The sequence below is a fragment of the Ruegeria sp. CL6 genome, assembly GCF_056536465.1.
This window is the reverse complement of sequence record NZ_JBQFPR010000004.1, coordinates 47622-74355: the sequence shown is the minus strand read 5'-3', so window position 1 is coordinate 74355 and position 26734 is coordinate 47622. Positions and strand designations below refer to the sequence as shown.

The following is a 26734-nucleotide window of genomic DNA, read 5'->3' as shown; positions in this document are numbered from 1 at the left end:
TTGGCTCTCGCCGGACATCGTGTAGCCGATTGAACGGGAGGAATTGACAGATGGTCCAAAAGATTTTGGCTGCTTTGGTCGCGCTTACTGTGAGCGCTGGCTCAGCAACGGCGTTGTCACCCGAAGCGCAACAACTCATCGACCGCGCAGCTGCGGACTGCCAAGCCTTCGAGAACGGCGAGTTTGATCAGGGCGATGCTGTCATTGAGATTGAACTGCGCTCTCAGTTTGGGACCGTGGACGCGGAACTTGTGGACGAAAGCCAATACGCATGCTCATCCGCTGCGTCGCTCTACTGCGGCACAGGTGGTTGCATGCTTAATCTCATTGTGAACGGTGAGACGATGGCCTGGCAGGCAACTGGTTGGCGCCTCATTGATTGGGGCCATGACCGTATCCTTATTTTTGGACGTGACGGAGGTTGGTGTGGCGGCGCTGGCGCAGAGGTGTGCTATGAAGCGCTGGTTTGGAGCAACGGCAAGATATTGACTGTGGGCCCTGAACCCGAATGAGCGCGCACCGATCTTCAAAAACTCTGGCGTGACACAATGAATGATCTGAACATCATCCTTGAAAGCGAACTCACTTGCCCGAAGTGTGGCAACAAGGCAGTCGAGACCATGCCGACCGATTCCTGTCAGTGGTTCTACGAGTGCACCTCATGCGGGGCTGTGATCAAGCCGTTGCCAGGCGATTGCTGCGTCTACTGCTCCTACGGAACCGTGCCTTGTCCGCCGATCCAAGAAGGTGGGTCGTGTTGCGGCTGATCAATTTGCGTGATCCAAAACACTGTGGGGAAGAAGTGTGTTGCCGTTACTGTGGGCAAACAGTGTGTTGCGAACATTCGTTACGGCTGCTTCAGATGTCATATCAGCGGACGGAGCCGCCTTATGCACGTGCGTCTAGCGCCGATGCAGCATTCCTTTGCGAGTGCAGCAGACATTACGCCGCGACGCCGCGCACTTCGCGTTTTCGGTCATTCTACGTTGCTCCGGGCGGTGAAGTTCAGAGTGACTTTTCGCTGCATCGCGGGCGGACGCACAAGTGCGGGACATTGCGTCATTTATCCACGCAGAAACTTTGCGCTGCTAGAGGGAACTCGACGGTTCGACCATTTGCCCGAACTCTGCTGTGCTGAATAGACGTTCGTATGAGCGGCTGTGCCAAGACAAATGAAAGGCCCAATATTCATCCCCGAGCATTCGCTGAACTGCCTAAGGGCTGGTAGGGTACGGGCATGATTGCGATGATTTTTACGGTCTCGCTTGCTAAAAACAGTGGTTGTCTCGGATGCCGCGCATGGAAGTGCTTGTTCGACACATGACATCATGGCTCCGGCAAAACTTTGGACAGCGCAGCTGTCAGCTTGACAACTAGGTGTTTGATCCCACGGTTTGATGGTGTGATCCTTTCGTTTGAATGGAAGGAAGCACTATGGGACAAATTCGTCATGGCAGCGCCTCGACCACGCACGCCATCAGAGCTCACATACAGCGATCGCAAGCTTCGATCACGGAGCTGAGCCGGGAACTGGGGATCAATCCCAAGACCGTAGCCAAATGGCGGAAGCGCAAAACGGTTGAGGATCAGAAGACCGGGCCGAAGGAACCACGCTCGACCGTTCTCAGCGAAGAAGAGGAAGCCATGGTTGTTACGTTCCGGCGGCATACTCTGTTGCCTCTGGATGACTGTCTCTATGCTTTGCAGTCGTCAATTCCACACCTCACACGGTCTTCTCTGCATCGCTGTTTGCAACGTCACGGGATATCACGCCTTCCAGACATGAGTGGAGACAAGCCCAAACGGCAGAAGTTCAAGAGATATCCCATCGGCTATTTCCACATCGATATCGCTGAAGTCGGAACCGAGGAGGGCAAGCTCTATCTCTTTGTAGCCATTGACCGGACCAGCAAGTTCGCAGTCGCGCAGCTTTTCGAAAAGGCCAATCGCCAGACAGCCTGGGAGTTTCTGGAGCACCTTCTTGAAGCCGTGCCGTACAAAATTCACACGATCCTGACAGACAATGGCATCCAGTTCGCAGAGCAGCCCCGGAACCGCGACAGCGTCACATTCCGCAAGATGCGTTTTGACCTAATTTGCGAGGCCAACGACATCGAACATCGTCTGACCAAACCGAACCATCCTTGGACCAATGGACAGGTGGAGCGCATGAACCGCACCATCAAAGACGCGACCGTAAAGCGGTATCACTACGATAGCCACGACCAACTGCGCAGCCATCTCAGCGACTTCCTGCAAGCCTACAACTTCGCGCGTCGGCTCAAAACTCTGAGCGGTCTCACTCCCTACGAATGCATCTGCAAAATCTGGACATCAAAACCAGTTCGTTTCATTCTAAATCCGATCCACCAGATGCCGGGACTGAACACCTAGCATGAAGTTGAAATACGTTCTTTGCCAAATCACTCCCTTCCCCATTCCTGCGCGAGGGCAATCGCTTTGGCGAAGGTATTTTGGTGGTTTTGAGTTCTGTCGGGGTTGATTTGGCGGTTTAGTTGCGCCGGGACGTTTTGTATGCCGATGACCTCACCGGCAAGACATGCGGTGCCCAGCGCGGTCACTTCGGCATTCTTCTGAAGGCGCAGGGATTGCTGGAATGCATTTACCAAAACGTGACAAAAATAGGGATTGGCCGTCAAACCCCCATCGATTGAAAACATGCTGCGGGCAGCCGTGGTTTCTGTCATTGCGCGCATCACCTCAGCGGCGCGAAAGGCGATTCCTTCCAGCAAGGCTTGCATCAAATCCTTGGGCCCATCGTCAAGCCCAAGCCCAAGCCATGTTCCACGTGCACGCCTGTTCCAATGGGGGCAGCCAAGCCCGGCAAGTGCCGGAACAAAGGCAAGGCCACGGGAAATGGCACTTGGTTTATCGAAGGCGTTGATTTCGTCGAATTGGTTGAACAATCCCAATCCGCGGGCCCAATTAACGGCGGCTCCAGCCGCAAAGACGCCGCCATCAACGGCATAATTTACCGCTTGCCCTTGTTTGCGCCAGGCAACGGTCGGCAATAGGCCTTTGCTGTGTTCCCGACAGATTGTGTCGCCGGTTAACATCAGCGCAAAAGCACCGGTGCCAAAAGTCACTTTTCCTTTGCCCGGCAGGCGACAGCCAGCGCCGTAAAGCGCCGCCTGTTGATCCACGATCAACGCGGTCAGAGGGGTCGTGGTTTCGCTGCCTTGGATCTGTCCAAAATCACCGGTATTCGAAACAATCTTGGGCAAAGTATCGATCGGGACGCCAAAAAGCGCGCAAAGATCCGGATCCCAATCGCAGGTCTCAAGATTCATCAATGCGGTGCGGGAGGCCGTCGAAACATCGGTGATGCAACGCCCGGCCAGACGATCAACGAAAAATGCATCACTCGTTCCCAACCGCAAGCTACCACGCCTATGGGCCTTTTGCGCCTTTGGTTCGTTTTCAAGGATCCAGCCCAGTTTGCTTGCCGAGAAATAACTATCAAGCGGCAATCCGGATCTGGAAAGTGTAAGGTCTTGGGCGCCGTCGGCCTTCAGCCGGGCCACCACATCATTCGTCCGTTCATCCTGCCAGACAATGACGGGGCTTAGGGCCTCTTTGGTGATGGCATCCCAAGCAAGGCAGCTTTCCCCCTGATTGTCGATCCCGACCGCGTCCAGTGGCCCGGCCGCGTCAAGACAAGCTTGAATATTCCGGATCAACTCTTCCGGATCATGTTCAACCCAGCCAGGTTTTGGCAATATCTGACGATGCCCAATCGCCTTGGCAATATGGGTTTTTCCTGTGCTGTCGTGAACCAGAATGCGGGTGCTTGTAGTGCCCTGATCAATCGCGCCTATTCTCAATCCTGTTCCTCCAGCCCGATAGTGATGCTTGTGGTCGCGCCATGCGCCAGAAGGGGGGCAATCGGCACGAGAATCCGGCGCTCGGGCACGGAATTTATGGATCGCGACCAGATGGTTTTGCCATCCGCCGAAATCACAAGCCGCCCACGCGCGGGGCGGTTCAGGCGAAGTTGTAGATTGGGCATATGCGCCCCGAGACAAGCTGTGGACAGGTGCTGAGGCAGAACATAGCGTATTGCCGGGCTCGTGATCCGAATTGGCGTTTGGCGCCGGGGCTCGGCCCTGTCCGGTTGCCCAAGCGCCTGAACAATAATCCGCGCGGCTTGCCGTCCCTCTTCAGCGCACCATCCATGGGTTTCAATGGGTCTAAGCAGATTGCCCGCACATAAATAGCTGGGATCAGAGGTCGTCATGAATTGATCGATCAAGGGCCCGCCCGTTTTCGGGTCAATCGCAAGATGGCCATTGCGCATCAAGCTTGCTTCGGGGCGGAACCGGCCTGTGCAAATGACACCATCGGCATCCAAAACCTTTTTACGGCCATCGGCGCGCTCGATTTCTATGCCCTCGACACGGTTTTTGCCCAAAATCCGCGTCAATTTGGTCTGGGACAGAATGGGAACACCCAAGACAGCAGGCAAAAGGCGGCTGAATGCCCGCGCTGTGATTCGCGGGTTTTCCTCGATCATCGCGACGGGCTGAATGCCCGCATGTCGGCAGGTCAGCAATGCAGAAAAAGACACAAGCTCGGTCCCCAGAATCGCGGGTTTTTTGAAGGGGACAAGACCTTCAATATAGCTGAAAGCCTGAAGCGCGCCGGTGGTGATAACCCCTTGGGGGCGGCTTCCTGAAATGAACCGCTGAGGGCGGCTTGCTTCACGCGCGCCCGTACACAGAACAACGCGCCGCGCTGTGATCGTTGCGGTTCCTGCATGGCTGCTTAGCTCGAGCGTGCCGCCCGGGTGAAGCGCGGTCACGGTTGTGCCGGTGCGCAGATCGACCCCTTTACGTTCGGCATCTTCGACTTTGCACCGCGCATAATCAGGGCCCTTCAGAAGGCGGTTATATTCGGTGATCCCGAACGGATAATGGCCACAATGGCGGGGAATACCCCCGGCCTCGGCCTCGCGTTCAAGGACGATCACCCGCTCGACACCAAGATGCCGCAATTCAGCCGCCAGTGTCAAACCGGCGGGGCCGCCCCCCACGATTGCAACATCACACAGCTCTTTACGCTCAACGGTCATGGGGATTTTGGCCTTCTACGCATATAGGAACATCAAGCACATCACCTGTGGCCGCCGCAACTGCGGCCATGCAATAGAAGCCTTGGCAAGTTCCCATGCATACACGGGTCCGGCGCTTCAATCCGGCAAAGCTGCGAGGGGCCAAAGGGCCAGCAAGGGCGTTTTGGATATCGCGATGGGTTACTTTTTCGCAATGGCAAATGATCCCGCCATTACCGGGCCGTTGCCAATCCCGCTGATGATAATCGGACAAATGTTGCAAGGCGATTTTTTCAGGCATAGAAACCGGTGGGTTTGCAAAATGTTGTGCGCCCAAAGCGTCACCATGGGTTTTGATAATATGTTCCGCCAGCCCCAGTGCCGCACTCAGACCGGTCGAGCGGATGCCGCCAATATTGACATAGCCCATATCAGGCCGCGCGATGATACGATATTCCTTACGTTCCGTCGCGGGACGGATGCCCGCATAGACACTTGTCACTTCGCTATCGGCCAAAGCTGGCAGGATATCAATCGCCTGCGCCCGCAAGCTAAGAAGCGTCTCTCGTTCGACCGAGGCATCCTCGCGGCTGTCTTGTTCTTCGGCTGTTGGCCCCACAAGGATATTGCCAAAAATCGTGCGGCACAGAACAACCCCCTTGGTCCGGTCATTCGGCACCGGAAGAATGATCGAGCGCAAATGACGCGCGGCAGCCTTGTCGAAAATGACAAACTGGCCTTTGCGGGGTTTGATCTTGAACGTCGCCGTGCCCAAAAGCCTTTCTTCGACGATATCGCCATATAAACCGGCGGCATTCACCACCGCTTTCGCCTTGATGCACCCGCGCAAGGTATTCAGCGACCATATGTCATTGTCGCGCCTTGCCGACATGATTTCGGCGCCTGGAATAAATGATGCACCATGGGCCAAGGCTTGCGTCAGATAAGCATAAGGGGTTGTCCAAGGGTCTATTATATGCTCGCCAGGTACCTCGAACCCGGCGATGACCCGATCGGATAAGGCCGGTTCGCGCGCCAAAATATCGTTGCGATCGATCCATGCTGCATCATCGACACCGTTTTCATGGGCTTGTTGCAAAAGACCAGATAATTTTTCGGCCTCTTGATCGCTCCAGGCCAAAACCATCGCGCCGGTTTCATGCAGGGGAAGGCCAAGATCTTCACGTATCGTCAGATAAATCTCGCGCCCCCGGGCAACACATTGCTGTTCGAGCGATCCAACCGGCGCGTCAAAACCCGTATGCAAAATGGCGCTATTGCCCTTCGAGGCCCCGTCCAAAGGGTCCATAGCTTTTTCAAGGACAGCCACGCGCGCCCCTTCCAAAGCCAAGCCACGGGCAATCGCCGCCCCGATAATGCCCGCCCCTATGATGGCAATATCAAAACAGTCCTCGGGCATTTCTTCACGCTTAAGCATTCGCACTACCGTTGCGGTGAACCCAGAAATTACTTGTTTCGGTCATATTTTTCGGTATATTTCGAGTCAATAACACGTATTCGGTCAACTTACTACCGTTTTGCAGAAGGGGGCGAGCGTGTTTTTGATATCTGTTCGGACAGGAATTTGACCGCGCGCGCAACCGAGCGGCGGAAACACATATCCGCCATGGTGGCCACATTGGGAGAGGTCAGCGTAGAGACATTGGCCCATGAGCTCGGTGCCTCGCCCGAGACTATACGCCGCGATCTATCGGTGCTGGAAGATGCCGGAAAGCTTTTGAAAATCCATGGGGGCGCAAAACAAGTCCCCCAGAATGATGAAGGCCCGTTCTACGCGCGCATGAAGGCCAATTTGGCGGAAAAGCGGGCCATCGCCGATAAGCTTTCCGCATGGTTGCAGGGCGATCAGATGGTCTTTTTGGACACGGGCTCGACAACACTTATTGCCGCCGAAGCGTTGGTCAGGAAAAACTCGTTAAAAATCGTCACGAATTCCCTGAAGATTGCCGGGCTTCTGGCCGCAAAACCTGACGGGCCCAAGGTTTTCATGCTTGGAGGCTGGGTTGAAGGCGATAATAGCGAAACCATTGGCAGCGCGACGGTCACGGAAATCAACCGTTTCAACGCCGATTACGCGATCATCACGGCCGGAACCATCTGTCCAAAAAGTGGGGTTTGCGATTTTAGTTTTGACGAAGCCGAAATTGCACGGGCGATGACACGCAAGGCAAAACGAACCGTCATATTGGCCGATGCGTCAAAGCTCGGGCGGCGTGCCGCCTATCCGGTATGTGCCTTGGCGGAAATCGACATTCTTATATCCAATGCTCTGCCAAGTGCAAAAATGCGTGATGCGCTGTCACAAGCCAGGGTTCAGGTGCTATGACCGGCGCGCCCGAACGCCTTCTTGCACCGCTGCTTCATCCCCGCACAGACCTATTCTCTCCCCTTTCGAGGTTCTAATGGACGTTTTTGATCATATCATTGTTGGCGGCGGTGTGATTGGCGCGTCAATCGCCTATCACTTGGCCTGCAAAGGCGCTGGAAAAATCCTGTTGCTAGAGCGCAATGAGCTTGCAAGCGCAGCATCAAGCCGGGCGGCAGGATTGCTTTTGCAAGCATCAACCAAGCCGGCAAATACACCAATGGCAAAGCAAACCATTGAAACCATACGTAAAATTGAAGACGAGCTGGGCGAAAACGCGGATTTTCATCAGGTCGGCTCGTTGCGTATTGCCGTGTCACAAGCGCGTGTGGCGGAGTTGCAGACCACGGCCAGGGATGCGCTGAAATGGGATATTCCGGTGCAATGGCCCAGCATTGCCGAAATTGGCGAAATGGTGCCGTGGTTGAATACCGATACCATCCTAAAGGCGGCCTTTATGCCTACCGATGGCTATATTGATCCTTATCTTCTGACGATGTTCTATATTCGGGCCGCGCGAGCGCGTGGGGTCGTGATCCGGCCGCGCACCAATGTGAAAGATGTTCTGCGCGACAAAGGAAGGGTTGTGGGTGTCTTGACCGATACCGATAGGATTGCCTGTCGCACCGTTATTGATGCCTGTGGCGCTTGGGCGGCCGTATTTTCGCAACACGCGGGTTTTCCCTTGCCCATGGCCCCGGTACGCAGCCATTATTGGATGACCGAACCCTCGGATATCTATGGCCTAGAACACCCGATAACGATCCTTGCCGATATTGGCGCCTATACACGCCCCGAAGTTGGGGGATTGGTCCTTGGCGTGCAAGAAACCCGTTCCGCAACATTTGACGCTCGCGCGCTGCCAGACGACCCCGCCACATTTTCGCCCACAAAAGGCGAAGAGCATTGGGATGTCCTTGCAGATGCCTATCAGGGCCTTGCGCAATTCTTCCCAGCAATCGAACATGCCGAATTTTCCCATTACATGGCCGGACTATCTTCATATACACCGGATGGAAAAATGCTGCTTGGACCTGTTCCAGAGATCTCTGGCCTTTATGCCGCGGCGGGCGCTTGCGGTCACGGCATCACGCTTTCCGCCGGAATAGGCGACGCGATCAGCGATTTGATCTTAGGGCAACAACCCGCTTTTGATATCGACCCTTTCCGCACGGATCGATTTGGTAAGGTAAACCCTTTTGAGGAAGCCTTTCAATTGCGCTGCGCCGCTGCCCGAGCCTCAAAAACCCGCGCCGATATAGCTAACCCGACATAAATTGATTCAAATTTTGTGCTTGAAGAGTTGTTCTGGTGATTGTCCTGTTTTCCGTCTTAAGGCTTTTACCTTTGCCCATTTTTGTTCGATTGGGTTGAGGTCTGGTGAGTATAGGGGAAGGTATCGCGGCGGCGGAATCTGCCAATAATGCTGACGTCGCGGCGACATTGATCCCAACCCTGACATTAGGGGTCCCGGGAAACTCCGTGGCCGCCGTCATTATGGGCCTAACTGGCCTGAAGCTGTAAAATCGGACAGATTTTGGAACATTTGTGAACAAGGCTTGTCTTCTGAAGGGGCCTTGTTGCGTAAATCGCGTAAGGGATTCACTGTGTAAATCCAGCATGATAGCGTGAGGGCATGAGCAGTTGGGCCCCTACGAAGTACAAGACCACGAACTGGTCGGCTTACAATGAAACGCTGAAGCGACGAGGATCGCTGACTATCTGGTTCGATCCTGAAATGGTGTGGAAGCCTCCGCCGACCGGGAAGCGTGGGCGGCAAGGGATGCCTCGGATTGATGCAACCAGGCAAGTCAAAAAAACGGAGCAGACCTTGAGGTAACCATTTATTCGCGCTCTCGAACCGCCTGCGAAACGGGTGAAAGACCGATTTTCCCGCGACCTGTTTCTCGTCCAAAGAAGCCTCGCCACGCTTGGCTCGAACGGCAGCTTTCGATGCTGAATTGAGGCGCTGAAGATAATGCGTCTGCAGTAATTTTCGTTCTGCGAGCGCACGCAGCACAGAAAACGAACTTACGGCTTGGGCTCGAAGCAGCCGCTCGCTGCGCGATGGACCAAGGTCTGCTCTACCCAGAAGGTAATGTGCTACGATTAGTAAGTCCTGACCCTAGCGAGATGCCTTGAACGCGTTTCTTTCGGCTTTCTCCACCACGTCTACGCCAACAAATGGCAATTCATCGATTTCTTTGGTCGCGAGTGAAACGACCTTGGCAGCGGTGAGTTTCGGAGAGTTCTTCGCGTATCTCGGCAGCTTGAACTCGGCAGCAACTTCAGACACCCACGTTGCGAGTTTGCTGTCTCGGACCCAGTGCTTGTTGGGAAGCCCACCGCGCTGTTTGGGCGGTTCGTACCCGTCCAATACGTCAGCAACAAACGCGGCCAGCCAACCCGGAAGTTCATCACCATCTCGAAGCATCTTTGCAGCCAGCTCTTTTACCTGATCGAAGTCGTTTGGTTGAGGAATATGCAGCGTTCCCTCAACAAACCCCCGCGCCAACTCCAAGGTCATGGGGATTGGTTCGTCCAACCCGCCATCGCGCTCAAATAGGCCTCTAACGAAGTCGATCATCTCCGCCTGCTCCATCAATTCGCTCCCGTCACGTGGTCCGCCCAGCGTTCGACCAACTCACGTCGTTGATCAAGATAGTCAGTTCGCCTGTAGGCCCGCACCACGTTGCTGTCGGTCAAATGCGCCAGCATCGCCTCCGCGACTTCATGCGGCGCGTCCGTTGCCTCCGCCAGCCATGTGCGAAGCGACGTTCGGAAACCGTGCGGGCGAGCTTCCAATTCCCGCCGCTTCATGAAGTTGCTCATCGTCATGTCGCTGATCACGCCCTTGCGGGAATTCACGAAGAGGAAGCCGTTTCGGGCGAAGGGGCGGGCTGCCTCGATCACGCAAAGCGCCTCGCTCGCCAGGGGGACACGGAAGTCTTCGGTCGCGCCCTTGCGCCCCTTCATAGCCTCGCCGGGGATCGTCCAGACATCCCCATCGATCTGATCCAGATGGAGGTTCCTCAAAGGAGCGGAGCGAGCGCCGGTCAAGATCAACAGCCGCAATGCAAGATGCGTCGGGGTCTGCTCCGACAAGCTGGCATAGAAGTCCGGCACCTCTTGCCACGGCATCGCCGGGATGTGTTTCGCAACGTGCCGGGATTTGCCCAAGAGCGCCTTCGCCTTCTCGGTAGATTGCAAATCGACGTCCAAACCGAGAGCCGCCGCGTGGCGCAGGACGATGGAAAGCCGGTTGAGCGCTTTGCGAGCCGTTTCTGCCTTCGTGTGCCAGAGCGGAGCAAGCGTGTCGCGAATGTCGCGCTGGTCAAGGTCGGTCACCGGAACCTTCCCCAGCTTCGGCAGGACGTGGTTTTCGAGCGGCGACATCCAGCGGCCCGCCTTCCCATCTCCTTTCAGCTCCGCCATGCGGGCTTGAAATGCGTCTTGGGTGATCACCGAGAGCGAGATGTCCTCCCGCCGCGCCGCCTTCGCTTCCTTCTCGCGTTCCTTAATCGGATCACGACCAGACTTGGCGACTGCGCGCCAGCGCTCTCCGGCCTCGCGGGCATGGGCCAAGCTGACATCGGGATACCCGCCCAAGCCCATCTCGCGTCTTCGGCCATGGACAGTTGTTCGCAGCACCCACTGAGCACCGCCGTCCTCGCGCTTTACAAGCCAAAGACCCGCTCCGTCACAATGCTTGCCGACCGGGGCAGACTTCACAAATGCCGATGAAAGTCGATTGCGCGCTCGCATGTGCACCATGCTCCTGTATCCACCCTTTTATCCCCCCAGAGGTAGCGGATAGATCCGGACAGTTCAACACAGAGCAGGGCAATAAGAGAATGAATTTCAGTGATATAGAGGGTGTTTCGGGACACCGGCGGACAGGAAAGAACAACAAAAATATGCCGCCCCCGGGCACCATTAAATTCATCTATAATGCTGATTTAATAAATATAGCCTTTTCTTGTTATTTCCCATCCACCCACCTCTGCGCCTGCCCGACGTCAGCACCAATGGGACAGTAAGTCCAAAATTGCCGCGATCCTGTCGAGGGTAGCAAGGTTTACGGCGACTCCGTCTTCCTCTGCAGCTATCCGTTTTGCGCGTCGACCGTCGCCTGGCAGGTGCGCCCCGTCTTGTGAACGGATCGCAGACACGAGCTCTCCGATACCTGAGGCAAACGCGTCCTCGGACGTGGACGAAGGGTCTATTGCTATGAAGAACTGCCCGGTCCTGGGCGGCCCTCCGGCCGTTCCGGAAAAGGGTGACGCGTTCAGGCCCAAAGTGGCCCCTGTCAAAGCGGCTGCCATGATTTCCGTAAGCAACGCGACGCCGACACCCTTGTAGCCCCCTGAAGGTGCCATTGATCCTTTCAGACCGACATTCGGGTCGGTCGTGGGGTTTCCGTCAGCGTCCAGAGCCCAGCCAACCGGAATGGGTTTTCCTTCACGGGCATGTTTCATGACTTCGCTCTTGGCGATGGTGCTGGCGCTCTGGTCGATCAGAAGTGCGGGTTGGCCATCCGTGCCGGGGGCGGCGATCGAGAACGGGTTGGTTCCGACCACGGGCTTGGAGCCACCCGACGGCGCGATGGATGCTGGTGCATTGGTAAAGCCCAGTCCGACCAGCCCGGCCTGTGCAAGGCGATATGTATGATAGCCGAGAACGCCGCAGTTATAGCTGTTGCGGATGGCAAGCGCTGCGATGCCCTGTTCGCGCGCGGCAGGGATCAGTGCGTCAAACCCGGCGTCGATGGCTGGATGCGCAAAACCGGTGGCGGCATCGACTGTGACCACACCGGGCCGAGGACGCGACAGAACCGGCTCGGCCACTCCATCGACCTTGCCGCACTGAACATGTTCGCAATAGATCGGGATGTAGGCGAGGCCGTGGCTGGCGACGCCATCAGCCTCGGTTGCGGCTGTGGCAACGGCCAGAGGGCGCGCGTTCGCCTCGCTCGTACCAGCGGCCACAAGTGCGCGAAAGGCGAGGTCTTCGATTTCGGTCAGGGTCAGGGTGCGGGTTTCAACCATTTCAATCTCTTTAATCGTTGTCGGACAGGCCCGCTCCGGCACCGCGCAGGCGGGATTCTTCAGTCGCGGGGGCATAGGTGAAGTGGGCAAAGCGGGTCAGGACGGACCAAGCCGCAGGATCAGGTGTTGCGCGTGACTGCTGCCGTTGGGTCGGCGGCGCAACCTCTGCTAACCGCACAGTAACGGTATGGGCCTGATCCGGTATCGCCCCGGACAGTTGCAGGGCCAGCCCATCTGTTTGCGCCTCTGCGCCGTCGATCGTGATCGCGACGCCTCGGTTCAATAAACGTGCTGCGTTGGATGCGAATGGCAGCAGCAATGTGGGAGCAGTCACATTGGTTAGCATGACGGGTGCTGCCCCCAATATTTCCGCGCTGTCAGAAAGCGTACAGCCTGTGGCAAGCGGACACAGCACATCCGTTCCGGTCCATGTATCGCCTGAAATACAGGGCGTGTGTTTTTCAGGCGCTTGTGCCAGATTCCGTTGCAGCAAGGATGCAAGCGCCTCTACGCCGTCCAACCCATGCGCGCAGAGCCAGCGGGTCGCCTTTCCTGCCTCCTCCGCATGACCCCAAGTATAACCGGCGCCACGGGCGGCACGTTTGGCGGTCGCTTCAATTTCGTTTAGCGAAAAGCTCATGCTGCAGGCTCCGGGTAGACCCAAGTGTCCGCCGTGTCTTCAGACAGTTCTTCGGGGTATGGCGCGCCCGCATACATGCAGATCCGAACCCAGCGATCGGAACGTGGATCGAAATGCGTCGCGCCAAAAAACGAGAGCTTGGCGCGCAGCATGTCGATGGGCATGACATCGGCGCTGATCGTGTTGTCGTGGATTTCTCCGTAAGGGGCGACACGTCCGATCTGTGCGCGCCGGATGGTGTGCCGATGTTCGGGGTGCTGCAACAAGAAGTCGCGGACCGGGGTATCGTCGCGCCAGTCAGTAAGCACCTTATACGCCGCGGCAGAGTCCCGCGCGGGGGCTAAGGGTTGTTCGTATTCGGCGATAGGCTCTTCAAACCGTTCGCCTAATCTGGGTTCCAGCTTTTCCTCGGACACATACCAGGCGCGGGCGCAATTCGGCTCGGCCGCCCAATCCAGATCAAGCGCCCATTCAAAGTTGTTCAGGATCAGATCGCGCACCTCGGACACCGACATCGCACCGTCGATGACTTGCGCATTTGGGTTGCTGTCGGCCATGCAACTTGCCAACCCGTCGACCAGATCGCCATATGGCTCGAGCACCAGCGATGCGAGAAGTTCCTGACCTTCCTCGCTCAGCGCGTCCTCAGCCCACAAGATCAGGCGGTCCCACGGGTTGTCCTGCGTCAGAACATCCCCGTCCAGATGGTTCGAGATTGCCTGAATGTCTGACGCCAAGGCCGCCAGCTTTCTGATTTGGACAGGATGTTTGGATTGCCACCACGACACCGACAATTTGCTGCGGTCAAAAATGCTCTGGAATTGCGCGATTTCCGCGTCTGAGGCACTGGGCAATGACCGCACGCGCGAGATTGCTTCTTCGCGCACCATGATCCAGTTGTTGAACAAGATCGGATGGTTCACGATAAACGGTGCCATACCCAGCCCCGTCGAATTGCCGATGCCCAGCCAGCGAGCGATGGCAGGGTCCAGATCGGCTGTTTTCTCTCTGCCTTTGACACGGGCCATGTGCTGAACCAGATCGCGGACGAATGTGCGGGTCAGGTAGACCGATAGCATTTCGGTCTGGAATGGGGCGTTCAATTCCGGGCGGTCAGCGGTCTTTTCCCGGTCCGCCGCGCCGAATTTGCCTGACCCATACACGGCCGTCGTGCGCATCAGGTAGCCGACGTCGTAAATTTGATCGAGGTCCGGTTGTTGACCATCGGCCAGCCTGTCGATGACATGCGCCCACAAGCGCACAGAGCGGTTCGCGCGCGACAGTGACAATTCCCGTTCACTGACGCGGCCGGCCTCTTGCAAGGGAACATTCTGGGCGAGCCGTTCGATATCCTGCGCGGTCGGAACTCCGTCAAACAGCGTGAAAGTGGCATCCCAAGCTTCGGCAATCACCCGGTCAGAGCGTTGTTCCGGCGGCAGGTCATGTGCGAACGCGACCAGCGAATAGGCATGGTCCGGGCCTTGTGCAGTATAGACGGCGTGGCCGACCCCATTTGCGTCGATGTCAAAAACAGGCCGGGTAAAGGTCCATTCCTCGCGCGCCATGCGTCGCGTCAACTGTCGCATAAAGCTGAGGCGGCATTGGTGCAGGGACCCTAACCGCGACAGGCGCATGACCTGAGCGGGGTCTCTGCGGGCGATATGGCGGCCGGTTTCGTTCATTTTCCCTGCGGTCCGAAATTCTGGTCGAAAAAGCGGTACCAATTACCGCCCTTGATACCCGAAACCTCATCTTCGTTCATACCAACCGCGCGCAGCCCGGCCTCGATATTTCCGAAATCGCGGTTGTCCTGAAACCAGCCGGGCATCGGTGGAAAACCGGGGGCCGAGGCCGAGCCTTCGCCATAGTCGATCTCTTTGGTCCAACGCCCCACGCGCATCCATTCGACGACGCTGTCAGGCTGGTCCTGACACAGATCGGTGCCAATCCCCAGATGCTGAACGCCATATCTGTCGGCAGTGCGGGCGATCATCTCGCAAAAGCTTTCCACTTTGCAGGCGGATTTGTCCTTCAGGTGATGAGGGTAGACCGAAAAGCCCAGCATCCCACCGTTTTCTGTTACGGCCCGGATTACCGCGTCGCGCTTGTTGCGCAGGGCAGGGGCCCAGCCATGGGGGTTGGCATGCGTGATGGCGATTGGGCGCTCGGACAATTCAGCGGCCTCGATGGTGGAACGATCGGCCGAATGGCTCATGTCGACAACAAGGCCCACGCGGTTCATCTCTTTGATGACCTGCTTGCCCATGCGGGTGATGCCAGTGTCTTCGGCCTCGTAACACCCCGTCGCAAGCAGGGACTGGTTGTTATACGTGAGCTGCATGAACCGCGCGCCCAGATCGTGCAGGATTTCAACCAGCCCGATATCGTCTTCGATGGGCGAGGGGTTCTGAAAGCCGAAAAACACCGCTGTCCGCCCGGTTTCCCGCGCGGTGTCGATATCGCTGGCCCAGCGGCCCTTCATGATCAGGTCCGGGAATTGCTCGAACCAGCGGTTCCACTTTTCAAAGTTCAGAACCGTTTCGCGGAAATTCTCATGATAGGCGATGGTGACGTGGATTGCGTCCACGCCGCCTTCGCGCAGTTGCCGGAAAATCTTTTCCGACCAGTTGGCGTATTGCAGCCCGTCGATACGCATCAGTCCGGCGTCCCCGCGCTGATATAGGCGGTTTTGACCGTGGTGTAGAATTCCGCCGCCGCTTTGCCCTGTTCTCGCGGGCCGTAAGAGCTGTCTCCGCGCCCGCCGAACGGTACGTGATAATCAGTGCCCGCCGTGGGCAGGTTCACGGTGACGACGCCGGTGCGAGCATTGCGGCGGAAATGGGTGGCGCGGGCAAGGCTTTGGGTGACGATGCCCGAGGTCAGACCGAAATTGGTGTCATTGACGACGCTCAGCGCCTCATCATAGCTGTCCACTTTGATGACGCTGGTCAGGGGGGCGAACATTTCTTCGCGGTTGATGCGCATGGTGTTGGTGGTGTTCAGGAACACTCCGGGCGACATGTAGAACCCGTCATGAGGCATTTGCAGCCGCGCACCGCCGCAGGCGAGTTCCGCGCCTTCGGATTTGCCAAGCTCGACATAGGCGAGGTTCTCTTGCAACTGCTGCTCACTGACGACCGGCCCCATCTGGGTGTCGTCCTCCAGCGCGTGGCCGACCTTCATGGCCTGTGCCCCAGCGACCAGTTTCTCGACAAAGGCATCATGGATGCCCGCATGCACCACCAGGCGCGACGAGGCCGTACATTTCTGACCGGTGCCGCCAAACGCGCCACCCAGCGCCAGTGTCACTGCCAGATCCAGATCGGCGTCGTCCATGACGGCCAGCGCGTTCTTGGACCCCATCTCCATCTGCACTTTGGTCAGGTTCTGAGTGGCAGCGGCAGCAATGCCCTTGCCCACGGGCACCGACCCGGTGAAAGAGATCGCGTTCACCTTGGGGCTTTCCACCAGCCGTTGACCGATACTGCGCCCTGACCCCATCACCAGGCTGAACAGACCCTTGGGGATGTCCTGCCGCGCGATGATCTCGGTCAGCGCCACGGCCGAGGCCGGGGTGATGTTTGCAGGCTTCCACACCACCGCGTTGCCGTAGCACAGCGCCGGTGCAATCTTCCACGAGGCGGTCGCAGTGGGGAAATTCCAAGGGCTGATGATGGCGACTGTGCCCACGGCCTCGCGCCGCACGTCAATCTCAACGCCGGGGCGGACAGAATCCGCGTTCTCGCCGATTTGACGCAGGCACTCGGCGGCGTAATAGGTAAAGAACTGACCGGCGCGGTAGACCTCGCCCTTGCCTTCGGCCAGGGGTTTCCCCTCTTCGCGCGACAGTAGCGTGCCCAGTTCCTCGGCCCGTGCCATGAGTTCGGTGCCGATGGCGTTCAGAACCGCCTGCTTGCGCTCGGGAAGGTAGGCGGCCCACTCGACCTGAGCGGCGCGCGCCTGATCCAGCGTGGCCTCCAACTGATCTGTGCTGGCCTGCGCGAAGGTGCCAACCAGATCGCTCAGGTCCGAAGGGTTGCGGTTCTCGATTTCGGATTCACCTGCCAGCCATTCGCCGGCAATCAGATTCAATTTGGTCACAATGCGCCCCAGAGTCCTATTTTGGTCGCGCGCAGTGTGCGGGGTTGTTGCGGTATCAGTCAAACTCAAATAAATTGAACAAAATTCAGAAAAACTGAAATATGGCGATCAAGATTGAGACATTGCGGTGCTTTTGCACCGTGGCGCAAACCGGCAACCTGATGGAAGCCGCCGACCGGTTGGGTAGAACCCAGTCCGCCGTTTCAATGACGCTGAAACAATTTGAAGATCACCTTGGTAAAAAGCTTTTTGAAGGTGAGCGAAAGAATCGCCTGTCCCCGCTGGGCAAGCAAGTGTTTGAATTGAGCCTGAAGCAGGTGCGCCAGTTCGATCAGACGGTTCTGGATATTGAAGCCGCTGTGGATGCTGAACACGGGTTGTTGCGGATCGTATCCGTACCATCGGTGGCGGCAATCGTGTTCCCCAAAGTGCTGCAGCACATGACGCGGACCTCTCCGGGCGTGAAGGTCGAGCTGCGGGATACGGACACTGCGCAAGTGCTGGACGCGCTGGCGGAAGGAAAGGCGGATATCGGCATTGCTTCGGGGTATCATGCGTTAAATGGTGTGACAGCTCTGCCGCTGTTTGAAGACAGGTTTGGCCTTGTCTCTGCCGTAGACCACCCGTTGATGACGCGAGCAACCCCCTTGGTGATCGACGATATCCTATCGGTGCCGTTCATTCGGAACGCGCTGTGTGACTTGATCCAGTCGCCGCGTTTGCATGAGGTGATCGGACAGGCGGATATCACCATTCACAACACACATTCCTTGATCACGATGGTCCGAACAGGGGGGTGGGTGACGGTGCTGCCGCAAACCGTTGCCGATTTCATTCCCGAAGCAACGGCATTTCGCCTGATCGAAGACCTGCCGGAGCAGCGGCAGGTTTATTTGTATGTCAGCGAAAGGTCTCGCTTTCCTGATCTGGCCAGAGCGACAACCGAGTATATTCTGTCGCACTGCACCTAGTCGGAGTCTGACTTCACATCACCGGCAAAGCGCGCGGCGTTTTCCTTTGCAAAGCCCGAGGCATCCGCTGCCGCGTCCCAGAACTGAGGGTTGGCCTTGGGGATTGTCAGCGCCTTTTGAACGGCGGGGCGGGCGTCGATCCGGTCGAACCAGGCATTCAGATGGGGCAGGCCGTCGACCTCGACCCGGGCCCAGACATAGGCGCGCGCCCACGGGTACAGCATCATATCAGCGATAGTGTACTCATCCGCGGCGACCCAGTCGCGCCCTTCCAGCCGAGAGTTCATGACCTCTAGCAACCTGCGGCTTTCATCGACATAGCGGCGGATTGAAAAGGGCTCAACGTGGCCGTTCGGTGCCGCGATATGCTGAAAATACATGGCTTGGCCCATCATCGGACCAATATGGCCCACCTGAAAGAACACCCACTGCATGACCTCGGACCGTTTGACCGGATCGGCTGGTAGGAACTTTCCGTATTTCTCGGCCAAGTGCCACAGGATCGCGCCGCTTTCAAAGATGGCGCGCCCTTCTGATCGGTCAAAGATCGTGGGAATCTTTCCATTGGGATTAAGCGTCAGGTACTCGGGGGTCTTTTGTTCCTGTTTTGAGAAGTTGATATGCGTCACGTCGTAGGGAACACTTGCCTCTTCCAGAAAAATAACGGGTTTGTATCCGTTCATCGTTCCGGCGGTGTAAAGATGAATATCAGGCTGCGACATTAGTCTACCTCTGCGAATAAGCGGCCCAAATGGTCTTTAAGCCATAAGAAATCGGACTCGATCGTAGGGTTTTCATAACATCCAAAGCTGCAAATGTCGGCAGAGTCTCCATTTCCAGATATGTGGCGTTCAGGTGCGTGGGTATTAACATGTCTGCGCCATTTGGGCGAAGCTCTGCTGCAGATTGTCATTGAACCCGAGTCCCTCAAATCGCAATAAACCGAAACTAATATATGATAATTTCGCATATGCGATTTTGGCTTAGGTAATTCTTGATGGGTGGCGCGCAGGCGTGCTTGACTTTTCTGACCAACCCGGCACCGCGAGCCGCTGGTCAAAAAACCGGAAAGCCACTGCTTTTTGATACTGTTTGCAAAGTGCGACGCCGGCCCGGGCCGGACAGAAAACAGCACCGTGAACGCCCAACATGGAGATACCTGATGAAAAAACTAGCCACGCTATTGGGAAGCGCGACAGTTGTCGCAGCCGGTCCCGCCATTGCTGCGGATATCGTGATCGGTGTGCCGAACTGGGCATCTGTAAATGCCACCGCGCATATCCTTGAGGTCGTAATCGAGGAAAACCTTGGCCTTGATGTGGAATTGCAGAACGGAACCAACCCAATTGTTTTTGAGGCTATGGACAGCGGGTCGATGCATGTCCATCCCGAGGTTTGGATGCCGAACCAGCAAAACCTGCATGACACATACGTCAAGGACAACGGCACGGTTGTGATGAATGAAAACCCTGTGCAGGCCGAACAGGGTATGTGTGTTCCGACCTATATTGCCGAACAGCACGATATTAAGTCCATCGACGATCTGAGCGATCCCGACAAGATAGCGATCTTTGACACGGACGGGAACGGCACACCTGAGGTCTGGATTGGCGCGCCGGGCTGGGCCTCGACCGTGGTCGAAAAGATTCGGGCCAAGTCTTACGGCTATGACCAGGTTTTCGACCTGACTGAGTACGAAGAGACGATTGCCTATGCCAATCTCGCCAATGCGACCAAGGCGGGTGATCCGTGGATCGGGTTCTGCTACAGCCCGCACTACATCTTTGTAACGCAGGATCTGACGGTTCTGGAAGAACCCGCGCATGATCCGGCCACGTGGACCATCGTTCAGCCCACGGATGACCCGGATTGGCTGGCCAAGTCCGAGGCGTCTTCGGCATGGAATGGTGCGACGCTCCATCTGCACTACGCTAAGGAATTGGAGGAAAACTATCCAGAAGTGGCCGCCCTGTTCCGCAACTACCAGATGCAGGGCGACGACCTGAGTGCGATGGGAAAGGCGCTGGCTGTCGACAATGTCGAAGCGGCTGATTTTGCCCGGCAGTGGGTGGCTGACAACGAAGACACAGTCATCGGTTGGCTCACCAACTAACATCCAATATCGGGGGCCGTCGCGACAGTTCGCGGCGGCCCTTTTCTTATATGCCGGGGCAAAGCCCTGCACATGAGGGGCAAATGGACGAACCTGTCGTAAAACTGGAAAATGTCTGGAAAATCTTCGGCGCACGGGCAGAAGAAGCCATGGCTGCCGTGCGCAGCGAAGGCATTGGTAAACCCGAAGTTCTAGAGCGTTTCAACTGCGTTGTCGGCGTGCAGGGCGCAACCTTTGAAGTACCGCGCGGCGAGATTTTCTGCATCATGGGCCTGTCAGGGTCCGGCAAGTCGACGCTGGTGCGTCATATCAATCGCCTGATTGAGCCGACCGCGGGCAAGATCGAAATTCTGGGGCGGGATGTCTCAAAGATTTCCGAGTCGGAACTGCGCCGCATCCGGGCGCAGCAGATCGGGATGGTCTTTCAGCACATGGCGCTGATGCCGCACCGTTCGGTGCGCGACAACGTGGCGTATCCTCTGGAAATCCGCAAAGTGCCGAAATCCAAGCGATGGGCGGTGTCCGACCATGCGCTCAGCCTCGTGAACCTGACCGGTTACGAAGATCGCCTGCCCAAAGAGCTTTCCGGCGGGATGCAACAGCGCGTAGGCATCGCCCGCGCGTTGGCCTCGGACCCGGAAATCCTGTTGATGGACGAGCCGTTCTCGGCGCTTGATCCACTGATCCGGTTGCAATTGCAGGATCAGTTCAAGGCGCTGGTGGCGCAGCTCAAGAAGACGACCTTGTTCATCACGCACGACTTGGACGAGGCGATCCGGATCGGACATCGCATCGCGATCATGAAAGACGGTGTGATCGTTCAGATCGGCACACCCGAAGATATCGTCATGAACCCCGCCGACGATTACGTGCGCGAGTTTGTGCAGGGCATCTCAAAACTCAAACTGGTCAAGGCGCACTCGATCATGGAGCCGATGGGCAGCTATTCCGGTTCACTCGACGGCGCACCGCGCGCGGATGAGGGCGCGGATCTGGACCAGTTGATCGACCTTGCGGTGAATACCGAGATGCCGGTGGTCATAACGGACGCAGGCAATGATGTGGGGATCGTGACCAAGCCGCGCCTGCTGCGTGGTATTCAGGGGGGCAAAAATGACTGACGCAACAACAGAGCTGAAAGTTACAGCCGCCTCTGACATCGAAGTCGATCGCGATGCGCTGGACCGCTCGATCAAGGAATTCGCCGGACCAAACGGCGACTATTACGTCAACGCGTTTCACAAGATCCATGACGCGACCAGTCCCGTGCCCAATACATTCAATCTGTGGGCTGCAGTGCTGGGGCCGTTCTGGTCGGCCTCGCGCGCGATCTGGGGGATGTTCTGGACCTTCCTGATTCTTGAGATCATCGCATGGGTTCAGATCGGCCGGGGCGCGTGGGGCAATCCCGGCGCTGACTTCGCGGAAAGGGCTGCGCGCCAACAAGAACGTGCGGCCGAGTTGATGGCACGTGCGGCGGATGCAACGGAAAAGGCGGATATCGACCGCTTTACCAAGCTGGCCGAGAACATCCAGAAGGCGGCGGATACCAGCCTAGAAAGGGCCGCTGCCGCGCAATCCGAAGCGGCAGGGATTCTGATCACGGGTCTGTTGATGTTGCTGGTTTTCAAACTGGTACAGGGTTTCTACGCGGATCGGGTCTATGAAAAGCAATACTCGAAATGGCGGATTGATCCGGACAGTACGGAAAGCGGACAGTCCAGGAGGAACACCGTGCTGGGTGCGGTCCTCATCGCAGCGATCGGTCCCTTGATCGTGTACAAGTTCACGGTCAACGCGTCGCTGCCTTTACTGGATGCTTTCCCGGAACAGGAGGTTTCCGCGATCTTTCTTGGCGAAGGCAACGGAACGCTGTTTTCTGCCCTCGCCAGTTGGATGGAAGCCAAGATTGACGCTGCTGCAGCGGCGGGTGGGGACGTCTTTGACGGGATTGTGGCTGGTGTCCGCTCGGTTCTGGATGCGTTAACGATTGCGTTGATCGGGTCCCCGTGGCCCGTCGTCATGCTGGTCATCTGCGTCACCGCATGGCGTGCGGCAGGTCCGCGTGTCGCGATCTTCACCGCCGCGTCGCTGGCCTATATCGCGCTTCTTGGGTACTGGGACGTCGCGATGGAGACGGTGGCTCTGGTTGGTGCTGCCGTGATCCTGTGCGTGATCTTCGGTATCCCGCTGGGCATCTGGTTCGGGAAGTCCCAGCGCGCCTATCGTGCGGCAGAACCTGTGCTGGACCTGATGCAGACGCTGCCTGCTTTCGTCTACCTGATCCCGATCATCGCCTTCTTTGGCACTGGCAACCCACCGGGTATTCTGGCCACGATCATCTTTGGAATGCCGCCCGTGATCCGCCTGACCGCCTTGGGGATGCGCGGTGTGCCCGAAAGCATCAAAGAGGCTGCGGTCGCCTTTGGTGCCTCGAAATGGCAGTTGTTGAAGGATGTCGAAATCCCGCTGGCCCTGCCTTCGATCATGACCGGGGTGAACCAGACTATTCTGATGTGCCTGTCGATGGTGGTGATCATCTCGCTGATCGGCGGCGGCGGTCTGGGCAAGGAAATCCTTGAGGCGTTGCAATACGCGGCCAAGGGACCGGGTCTGCTGGGCGGCTTTGCCATCCTGTTCTGCGCCATGGTCATCGACCGGATCGTGCAGGGGGCATTCCGGCGAGAAGACGAGAAAATCTGATCACATGCGCCCCCGCCTGCCGGGGGCGTTTTTTCAAAGGGGATGCAGATGACCGACCGATATGAACAGTCGATGATGGATAACCTTTATTGGTGGGGCGTGCCGACCCTGTTTCGCTGTCCCAACACCGGCCCCGAGGGGCAGGACATCGCCCTAGTTGGCGTCCCGCATTCCACCGGCAATGGCACGACCGAGCGGGATCAGCATCTTGGCCCCCGCGCGTTGCGGCATGTCTCGGCCGTGCAACGCAGGGTGCATTCGGTGTTCGAGATTGACCCGTGGAACAGCGCCAAAATCGCCGATGTGGGTGACGTGCCTTTTCCGCGCGCCAATGACAACGAAGACTGCATCGAACGGATCACCGCCTTTTACAATGATATCGACGCAGCAGGGGCGCGGCCCGTGTCGGTGGGTGGAGATCACTCGATCACCGGCGGCATCGTGCAGGCGCTGGGGCGCGGTGAATTGGCGGGTGGAGAGCCGGTTAGCTTTCTGCATCTGGATGCGCATACGGATGTGTTCACCAAGGTTGACCACTTTCTGGGCGCGAAAAAATCGGCGGCCCATTGGGGCGCTTATCTGGCCGATCAGGGGCAGGTTGATCCAACGCGCTCCATGCAGATCGGGCTGCGGGGTCATCCGCGTAGTCTGGACTGGCTGCAACCTTCCTATGACTACGGCTACAACATCGTCACCATGCGTGAGTTCCGCCAGCGCGGGCTTGCAGACGTGGTGGCGCAGACGCGCGAGGTGTTGGGCGATCGTCCGGTCTATATCACTTTCGATCTGGATTGCCTTGACCCGACCGTCGCGCCTGCGGTGTCCAATCTGGAGCCCGGTGAGAAGGGGTTCGACATTGACGAGGCCGTCGGCATTTTGCGCGCCGCGCGCGGGCTGAATATCGTCGGCGGAGACGTGGTCTGCATAATGCCCACCAAGGACAGCCCTAACAATATCACCGCCCTGACAGCGGCGGCGGTGATGTTCGAGATGATCTCGATGATCGCCGAAAACGTCAGTTAACGCCGCGCATCTACGGCCTGCGCCAACACGCAGAGCAGCTCGAACATCAGCGAAATCCCCAGCCAAGCGGTGCCACCCGAGGCGTCGAAGGGAGGTGAGACCTCGACCAGATCGGCCCCTACCAAGTTCACTCCGGCCATCTGGCGGATCACCTGCTGGGCCTGAAAACTGTTCGGGCCACCGATCTCGGGCGTGCCGGTGCCGGGGGCAAAGGTGGGGTCCACGAAGTCGATATCATAGGTGCAATAGGTCGGCGCGTCGCCCACGATGCTGCGCACCTCGGCCATGACATCGTTGATGCCGCGATCAAACAGTTCCTCGATGCGGATGATACGGATGCCCTGCGCCTCGCCCCACTCGATATCCTCGGTGTTATAGGCTGTGCCGCGAATGCCCACCTGAACAAAGCGTTTGGGATCGACCAGACCTTCCTCGACCGCGCGGCGGAACGGGGTGCCGTGGGTGAATTTATGTCCGCCGAAATAGCTGTCGAACAGGTCGGTGTGGCTGTCAAACTGGATCAGCCCCAGCGGGCCGGATTTGGCCAGCGCCCGTAGAACGGGCAGGGTGGTCAGGTGATCCCCTCCGGCGGTCAGGGGGGTGATGCCGCGTGTGGTCAGGTCGCTGTAGAACGACGTCACGCGGTCCAGCGTATCCTCGATGTCCACCGGGTTCGGGGCCACGTCGCCCAGATCGGCGCAGTTCATCATCGCAAAGGGCGCAACCCCGGTCACAGGGTTCATCGCGCGGATCATGGTCGAGTAGTCCCGCAACTGGCGCGGCCCGTGGCGCGCGCCGGGTCGGTTCGTGGTGCCGCCGTCCCAGGGGATGCCGACCAGCCCGATATCAACTTCGGCGATCCGTGCGTGATCCAGCGTCATGCCGGGTAAACGCATGAAGGTCGGCACACCCGCAAATCGCGCCAGTTCCATGGCCGAGACGGGCTGAAAGAAAGGGTCGGTCATCTGGGCCTCATTCATGTGCAATCAAGCTGACCCTAGCCGCCCCCGGGCGGTTGGGGAAGGTCAATCAAGGATGCGAAACCGAGCGCGGATTTCCGCATCCTGTTCGGCGGTCAGATATTGGGGGCGGTGCGTGGCCAAAATCTCTTTCGCGCGGGCGCGGGCGGTGGTCCAGGCGTCGCTGGCACCTTCGTCCGCCCAGGTACGCGGCTCGGTCCGGTCGGCGAGCTCGGGGTAATAATAGTCGCGCTCCATCGCGTTATAGGTATGGGTGCTGCCCAGAAAGTGACCGTCTCCCAGAACCGACTGGCAGATCGCATCGAACCCGAGGTTTTCCTCGGTCACTTCGATCCCGCGCAGGGCGCGGTAGGTGTGGGCGTGCATTTCGTTGTCCAGCACAAAGCCCTCGAAACTGGCCCCCAGCAGCGATGCGGTCATGCCCGAGCTTTCATAGATCAGGTTCCCACCTGCCAGTGCCGCCGCCAGAGAGGTGATGCCCTTTTCCGCCCCGTATTGCGCGTCAATCGCCTTGGCATCAGTCATCGAGGCCGCCACGCCCGACGGCAAACCCAGCCAGTTGCTGATCTGGGCCGAGGCCGCGTTGAGGATCGCAGTCTCTCCACTGCCGCCCGCAAAAGACCCGGTGCGCAGGTCGACGATGAAGGGCCAGTTGGAAAACACCATGGGAAAGCCCGGTTTGATTGTGTTGACCATCACAAGGCTGGCCAGCGTCTCGGCCAGCGATTGCGCCAGAAACCCGGCCAGAGTCGCCGGGGCCGTCGCGCCCGCTTGGGCTGCCGTGATGCAGGACATGGGGATGTTATGGGCGATACATGCATAGACCACGTCCACCGCATCCTCGCCATAGCGCAGGGGCGAGATGACCGGGCTGATATGCGCCTTCAGAAACGGGCGCGCGGCGAATGCGCCGGACCCTCCGGCCACGATATCCAGCATCTCGACGATGGGCGCGACATGTTCGGCCAGCGTAAAGGATGTGGCGATGGGCTTGGTCGTATTGCGGACCAGTGCATAGGCGGTGTTCACGTCCAGATCGAAATTGTCCGGCACGTCTGTTGCAACACAACACCGGGTGAACCAGCTGACATTGGGCAGCGTGTCCTGCAATCGGGTGAAGTCGTGCAGATCGGTCAGCGTCGATGGTCGATAAAGGCCCGTGTCGATATCCAACGTCTGAACCGCCGCGCCGCCGGTGCCAAAGAACACGCGGTCGCCGCCCACCTCGATCGAACGCGCCGGATCGCGGCCGTGAAAGGTGAACTGTTTGGCGGCGGACTGAATGGCCTGTTCGACCATGGCGCGCGGGAACAGCAATCGGTCGTCAGGGCCGGGTTCTGCGCCAGCGGTCCGCAGATCACCGGCCAATCGGTCCGGCACCTCTCCCATCCCGAGGGTTTCCAGCAGGCGCAGGGCGGTGTCATAAATCTGCGCGATCTCGGGTTCGGTCAATGGCTTGAAGGCCCCGCCGATCTGACCGGGAGGGCAAGGATCAACCATGGGTGCCGCTGCGCGTTGCGCGTGCCGGGCGCGTCTGCCGCTTCGTTTGCTGCCCGTGCTCATCCGGTTCCTTTCGTGGCGCTTCCCCCGAACCCTAAGCGCGGGTTTGCGCCCCATGCAAAGGCCAAGTGCAATTTGCAGAATCCGCAATCGCGGTTTCGATTTTTCAATACAAGCACCCGGCGGCTTGTCGCGCAC

23 protein-coding genes and 3 pseudogenes are annotated in these 26734 nt (G+C 58.0%); 12 read left to right on the top strand and 14 right to left on the bottom strand.

The window, feature by feature from the left end; all coding sequences use genetic code 11:
- The first annotated feature begins 50 nt into the window (after window positions 1-50).
- The 3 genes from ACR0LH_RS12690 to ACR0LH_RS12680 all read left to right on the top strand — a co-directional run bounded on the left by ACR0LH_RS12690 (window position 51) and on the right by ACR0LH_RS12680 (window position 2394).
- Entirely contained in the window at window positions 51-512 is a 462-nt protein-coding gene (locus tag ACR0LH_RS12690) for a hypothetical protein (RefSeq protein WP_480721235.1), read from the top strand.
- Window positions 513-548: 36 nt separating this feature from the next.
- Window positions 549-767, top strand: coding sequence for a GDCCVxC domain-containing (seleno)protein (locus tag ACR0LH_RS12685; RefSeq protein ID WP_480721234.1), 219 nt, complete (start codon window positions 549-551; stop codon window positions 765-767).
- A 667-nt stretch (window positions 768-1434) separates the two neighbouring features.
- Window positions 1435-2394, top strand: coding sequence for an IS481 family transposase (locus ACR0LH_RS12680; RefSeq protein ID WP_480721232.1), 960 nt, complete (start codon window positions 1435-1437; stop codon window positions 2392-2394).
- A gap of 29 nt (window positions 2395-2423) precedes the next feature.
- Here the strand turns inward: ACR0LH_RS12680 and ACR0LH_RS12675 are convergent, their stop codons facing one another.
- The 3 genes from ACR0LH_RS12675 to ACR0LH_RS12665 are packed head-to-tail and all read right to left on the bottom strand — an operon-like array spanning window position 2424 to window position 6509.
- Complete coding sequence (locus tag ACR0LH_RS12675) at window positions 2424-3845, bottom strand: FGGY family carbohydrate kinase (protein ID WP_480721230.1); 1422 nt, start codon at window positions 3843-3845, stop codon at window positions 2424-2426.
- Entirely contained in the window at window positions 3842-5092 is a 1251-nt protein-coding gene (locus ACR0LH_RS12670) for an NAD(P)/FAD-dependent oxidoreductase (RefSeq protein ID WP_480484921.1), read from the bottom strand. The genes ACR0LH_RS12675 and ACR0LH_RS12670 overlap by 4 nt, the downstream gene beginning before the upstream one ends.
- Window positions 5082-6509 carry an FAD-dependent oxidoreductase gene (locus ACR0LH_RS12665; protein WP_480495732.1) on the bottom strand — a complete coding sequence of 476 codons (1428 nt, stop codon included), beginning with the start codon at window positions 6507-6509 and terminating at the stop codon, window positions 5082-5084. Before ACR0LH_RS12665 ends, ACR0LH_RS12670 begins: the two co-directional genes overlap by 11 nt.
- A gap of 33 nt (window positions 6510-6542) precedes the next feature.
- Here ACR0LH_RS12665 and ACR0LH_RS12660 point away from each other — a divergent pair, with 33 nt between their 5' ends.
- Window positions 6543-7418 (top strand): DeoR/GlpR family DNA-binding transcription regulator, encoded by an 876-nt coding sequence (locus tag ACR0LH_RS12660; RefSeq protein ID WP_480721229.1) that lies wholly within the window; start codon window positions 6543-6545, stop codon window positions 7416-7418.
- Window positions 7419-7494: 76 nt separating this feature from the next.
- The gene (locus ACR0LH_RS12655) at window positions 7495-8733 is read left to right on the top strand and encodes an NAD(P)/FAD-dependent oxidoreductase (RefSeq protein WP_480721228.1); all 1239 of its coding nucleotides are present in this window, start codon (window positions 7495-7497) and stop codon (window positions 8731-8733) included.
- 39 nt (window positions 8734-8772) lie between these two features.
- Here ACR0LH_RS12655 and ACR0LH_RS12650 read toward each other — a convergent pair.
- Window positions 8773-8856: pseudogene (locus tag ACR0LH_RS12650) on the bottom strand (transposase); the annotation flags it as partial.
- On the opposite strand from ACR0LH_RS12650, the pseudogene ACR0LH_RS12645 reads away from it, so the two are divergent.
- Window positions 8850-8960 (top strand): annotated as a pseudogene (locus ACR0LH_RS12645) (tripartite tricarboxylate transporter permease); the annotation flags it as partial. The pseudogenes ACR0LH_RS12650 and ACR0LH_RS12645 overlap by 7 nt on opposite strands.
- 133 nt (window positions 8961-9093) lie before the next feature.
- Window positions 9094-9237: pseudogene (locus ACR0LH_RS12640) on the top strand (IS5/IS1182 family transposase); the annotation flags it as partial.
- A gap of 345 nt (window positions 9238-9582) precedes the next feature.
- On the opposite strand, the gene ACR0LH_RS12635 reads toward ACR0LH_RS12640, so the two are convergent.
- From ACR0LH_RS12635 to ACR0LH_RS12605, 7 genes are all read right to left on the bottom strand, one after another.
- The gene (locus ACR0LH_RS12635; protein ID WP_480721226.1) at window positions 9583-10059 is read right to left on the bottom strand and encodes a hypothetical protein; all 477 of its coding nucleotides are present in this window, start codon (window positions 10057-10059) and stop codon (window positions 9583-9585) included.
- A complete protein-coding gene (locus tag ACR0LH_RS12630) occupies window positions 10059-11222 on the bottom strand; it encodes a tyrosine-type recombinase/integrase (protein WP_480721225.1) in 1164 nt (387 codons plus the stop codon). The genes ACR0LH_RS12635 and ACR0LH_RS12630 overlap by 1 nt, the downstream gene beginning before the upstream one ends.
- A gap of 254 nt (window positions 11223-11476) precedes the next feature.
- A complete protein-coding gene (locus tag ACR0LH_RS12625; RefSeq protein ID WP_480721224.1) occupies window positions 11477-12505 on the bottom strand; it encodes an Ldh family oxidoreductase in 1029 nt (342 codons plus the stop codon).
- Between the two features lie 10 nt (window positions 12506-12515).
- A complete protein-coding gene (locus ACR0LH_RS12620; protein WP_480721223.1) occupies window positions 12516-13145 on the bottom strand; it encodes a DUF3726 domain-containing protein in 630 nt (209 codons plus the stop codon).
- A complete protein-coding gene (locus ACR0LH_RS12615; RefSeq protein WP_480721222.1) occupies window positions 13142-14827 on the bottom strand; it encodes a hypothetical protein in 1686 nt (561 codons plus the stop codon). Before ACR0LH_RS12615 ends, ACR0LH_RS12620 begins: the two co-directional genes overlap by 4 nt.
- Window positions 14824-15801 (bottom strand): membrane dipeptidase, encoded by a 978-nt coding sequence (locus tag ACR0LH_RS12610; RefSeq protein WP_480721221.1) that lies wholly within the window; start codon window positions 15799-15801, stop codon window positions 14824-14826. The genes ACR0LH_RS12615 and ACR0LH_RS12610 overlap by 4 nt, the downstream gene beginning before the upstream one ends.
- Window positions 15801-17246, bottom strand: a complete 1446-nt coding sequence (locus tag ACR0LH_RS12605) for an aldehyde dehydrogenase family protein (protein WP_480721219.1) — start codon at window positions 17244-17246, stop codon at window positions 15801-15803. Before ACR0LH_RS12605 ends, ACR0LH_RS12610 begins: the two co-directional genes overlap by 1 nt.
- 101 nt (window positions 17247-17347) lie before the next feature.
- Here ACR0LH_RS12605 and ACR0LH_RS12600 point away from each other — a divergent pair, with 101 nt between their 5' ends.
- The gene (locus tag ACR0LH_RS12600; protein ID WP_480721218.1) at window positions 17348-18217 is read left to right on the top strand and encodes a LysR family transcriptional regulator; all 870 of its coding nucleotides are present in this window, start codon (window positions 17348-17350) and stop codon (window positions 18215-18217) included.
- Here the strand turns inward: ACR0LH_RS12600 and ACR0LH_RS12595 are convergent.
- A complete protein-coding gene (locus ACR0LH_RS12595; RefSeq protein ID WP_480721217.1) occupies window positions 18214-18939 on the bottom strand; it encodes a glutathione S-transferase family protein in 726 nt (241 codons plus the stop codon). The two genes, ACR0LH_RS12600 and ACR0LH_RS12595, sit on opposite strands and share 4 nt — an antisense overlap.
- A 440-nt stretch (window positions 18940-19379) precedes the next feature.
- On the opposite strand from ACR0LH_RS12595, the gene ACR0LH_RS12590 reads away from it, so the two are divergent.
- From ACR0LH_RS12590 to ACR0LH_RS12575, 4 genes are all read left to right on the top strand, one after another.
- On the top strand, window positions 19380-20330 hold the full coding sequence (locus tag ACR0LH_RS12590) for an ABC transporter substrate-binding protein (RefSeq protein WP_170385689.1): 951 nt from the start codon (window positions 19380-19382) through the stop codon (window positions 20328-20330).
- A gap of 83 nt (window positions 20331-20413) precedes the next feature.
- Entirely contained in the window at window positions 20414-21451 is a 1038-nt protein-coding gene (locus ACR0LH_RS12585) for a glycine betaine/L-proline ABC transporter ATP-binding protein (protein ID WP_170385692.1), read from the top strand.
- Window positions 21444-23033: an ABC transporter permease gene (locus ACR0LH_RS12580; protein WP_480721215.1), complete on the top strand. Its 1590-nt coding sequence runs from the start codon at window positions 21444-21446 to the stop codon at window positions 23031-23033. The genes ACR0LH_RS12585 and ACR0LH_RS12580 overlap by 8 nt, the downstream gene beginning before the upstream one ends.
- A gap of 48 nt (window positions 23034-23081) precedes the next feature.
- Entirely contained in the window at window positions 23082-24056 is a 975-nt protein-coding gene (locus tag ACR0LH_RS12575; protein ID WP_480721214.1) for an arginase family protein, read from the top strand.
- On the opposite strand, the gene speB is transcribed toward ACR0LH_RS12575, so the two are convergent.
- Together speB and ACR0LH_RS12565 are read right to left on the bottom strand one after the other, a co-directional pair.
- Window positions 24053-25021, bottom strand: coding sequence for an agmatinase (speB, locus tag ACR0LH_RS12570; protein WP_480721212.1), 969 nt, complete (start codon window positions 25019-25021; stop codon window positions 24053-24055). The two genes, ACR0LH_RS12575 and speB, sit on opposite strands and share 4 nt — an antisense overlap.
- A gap of 60 nt (window positions 25022-25081) precedes the next feature.
- Entirely contained in the window at window positions 25082-26599 is a 1518-nt protein-coding gene (locus ACR0LH_RS12565; protein WP_480721211.1) for a trimethylamine methyltransferase family protein, read from the bottom strand.
- Window positions 26600-26734: the final 135 nt, after the last annotated feature.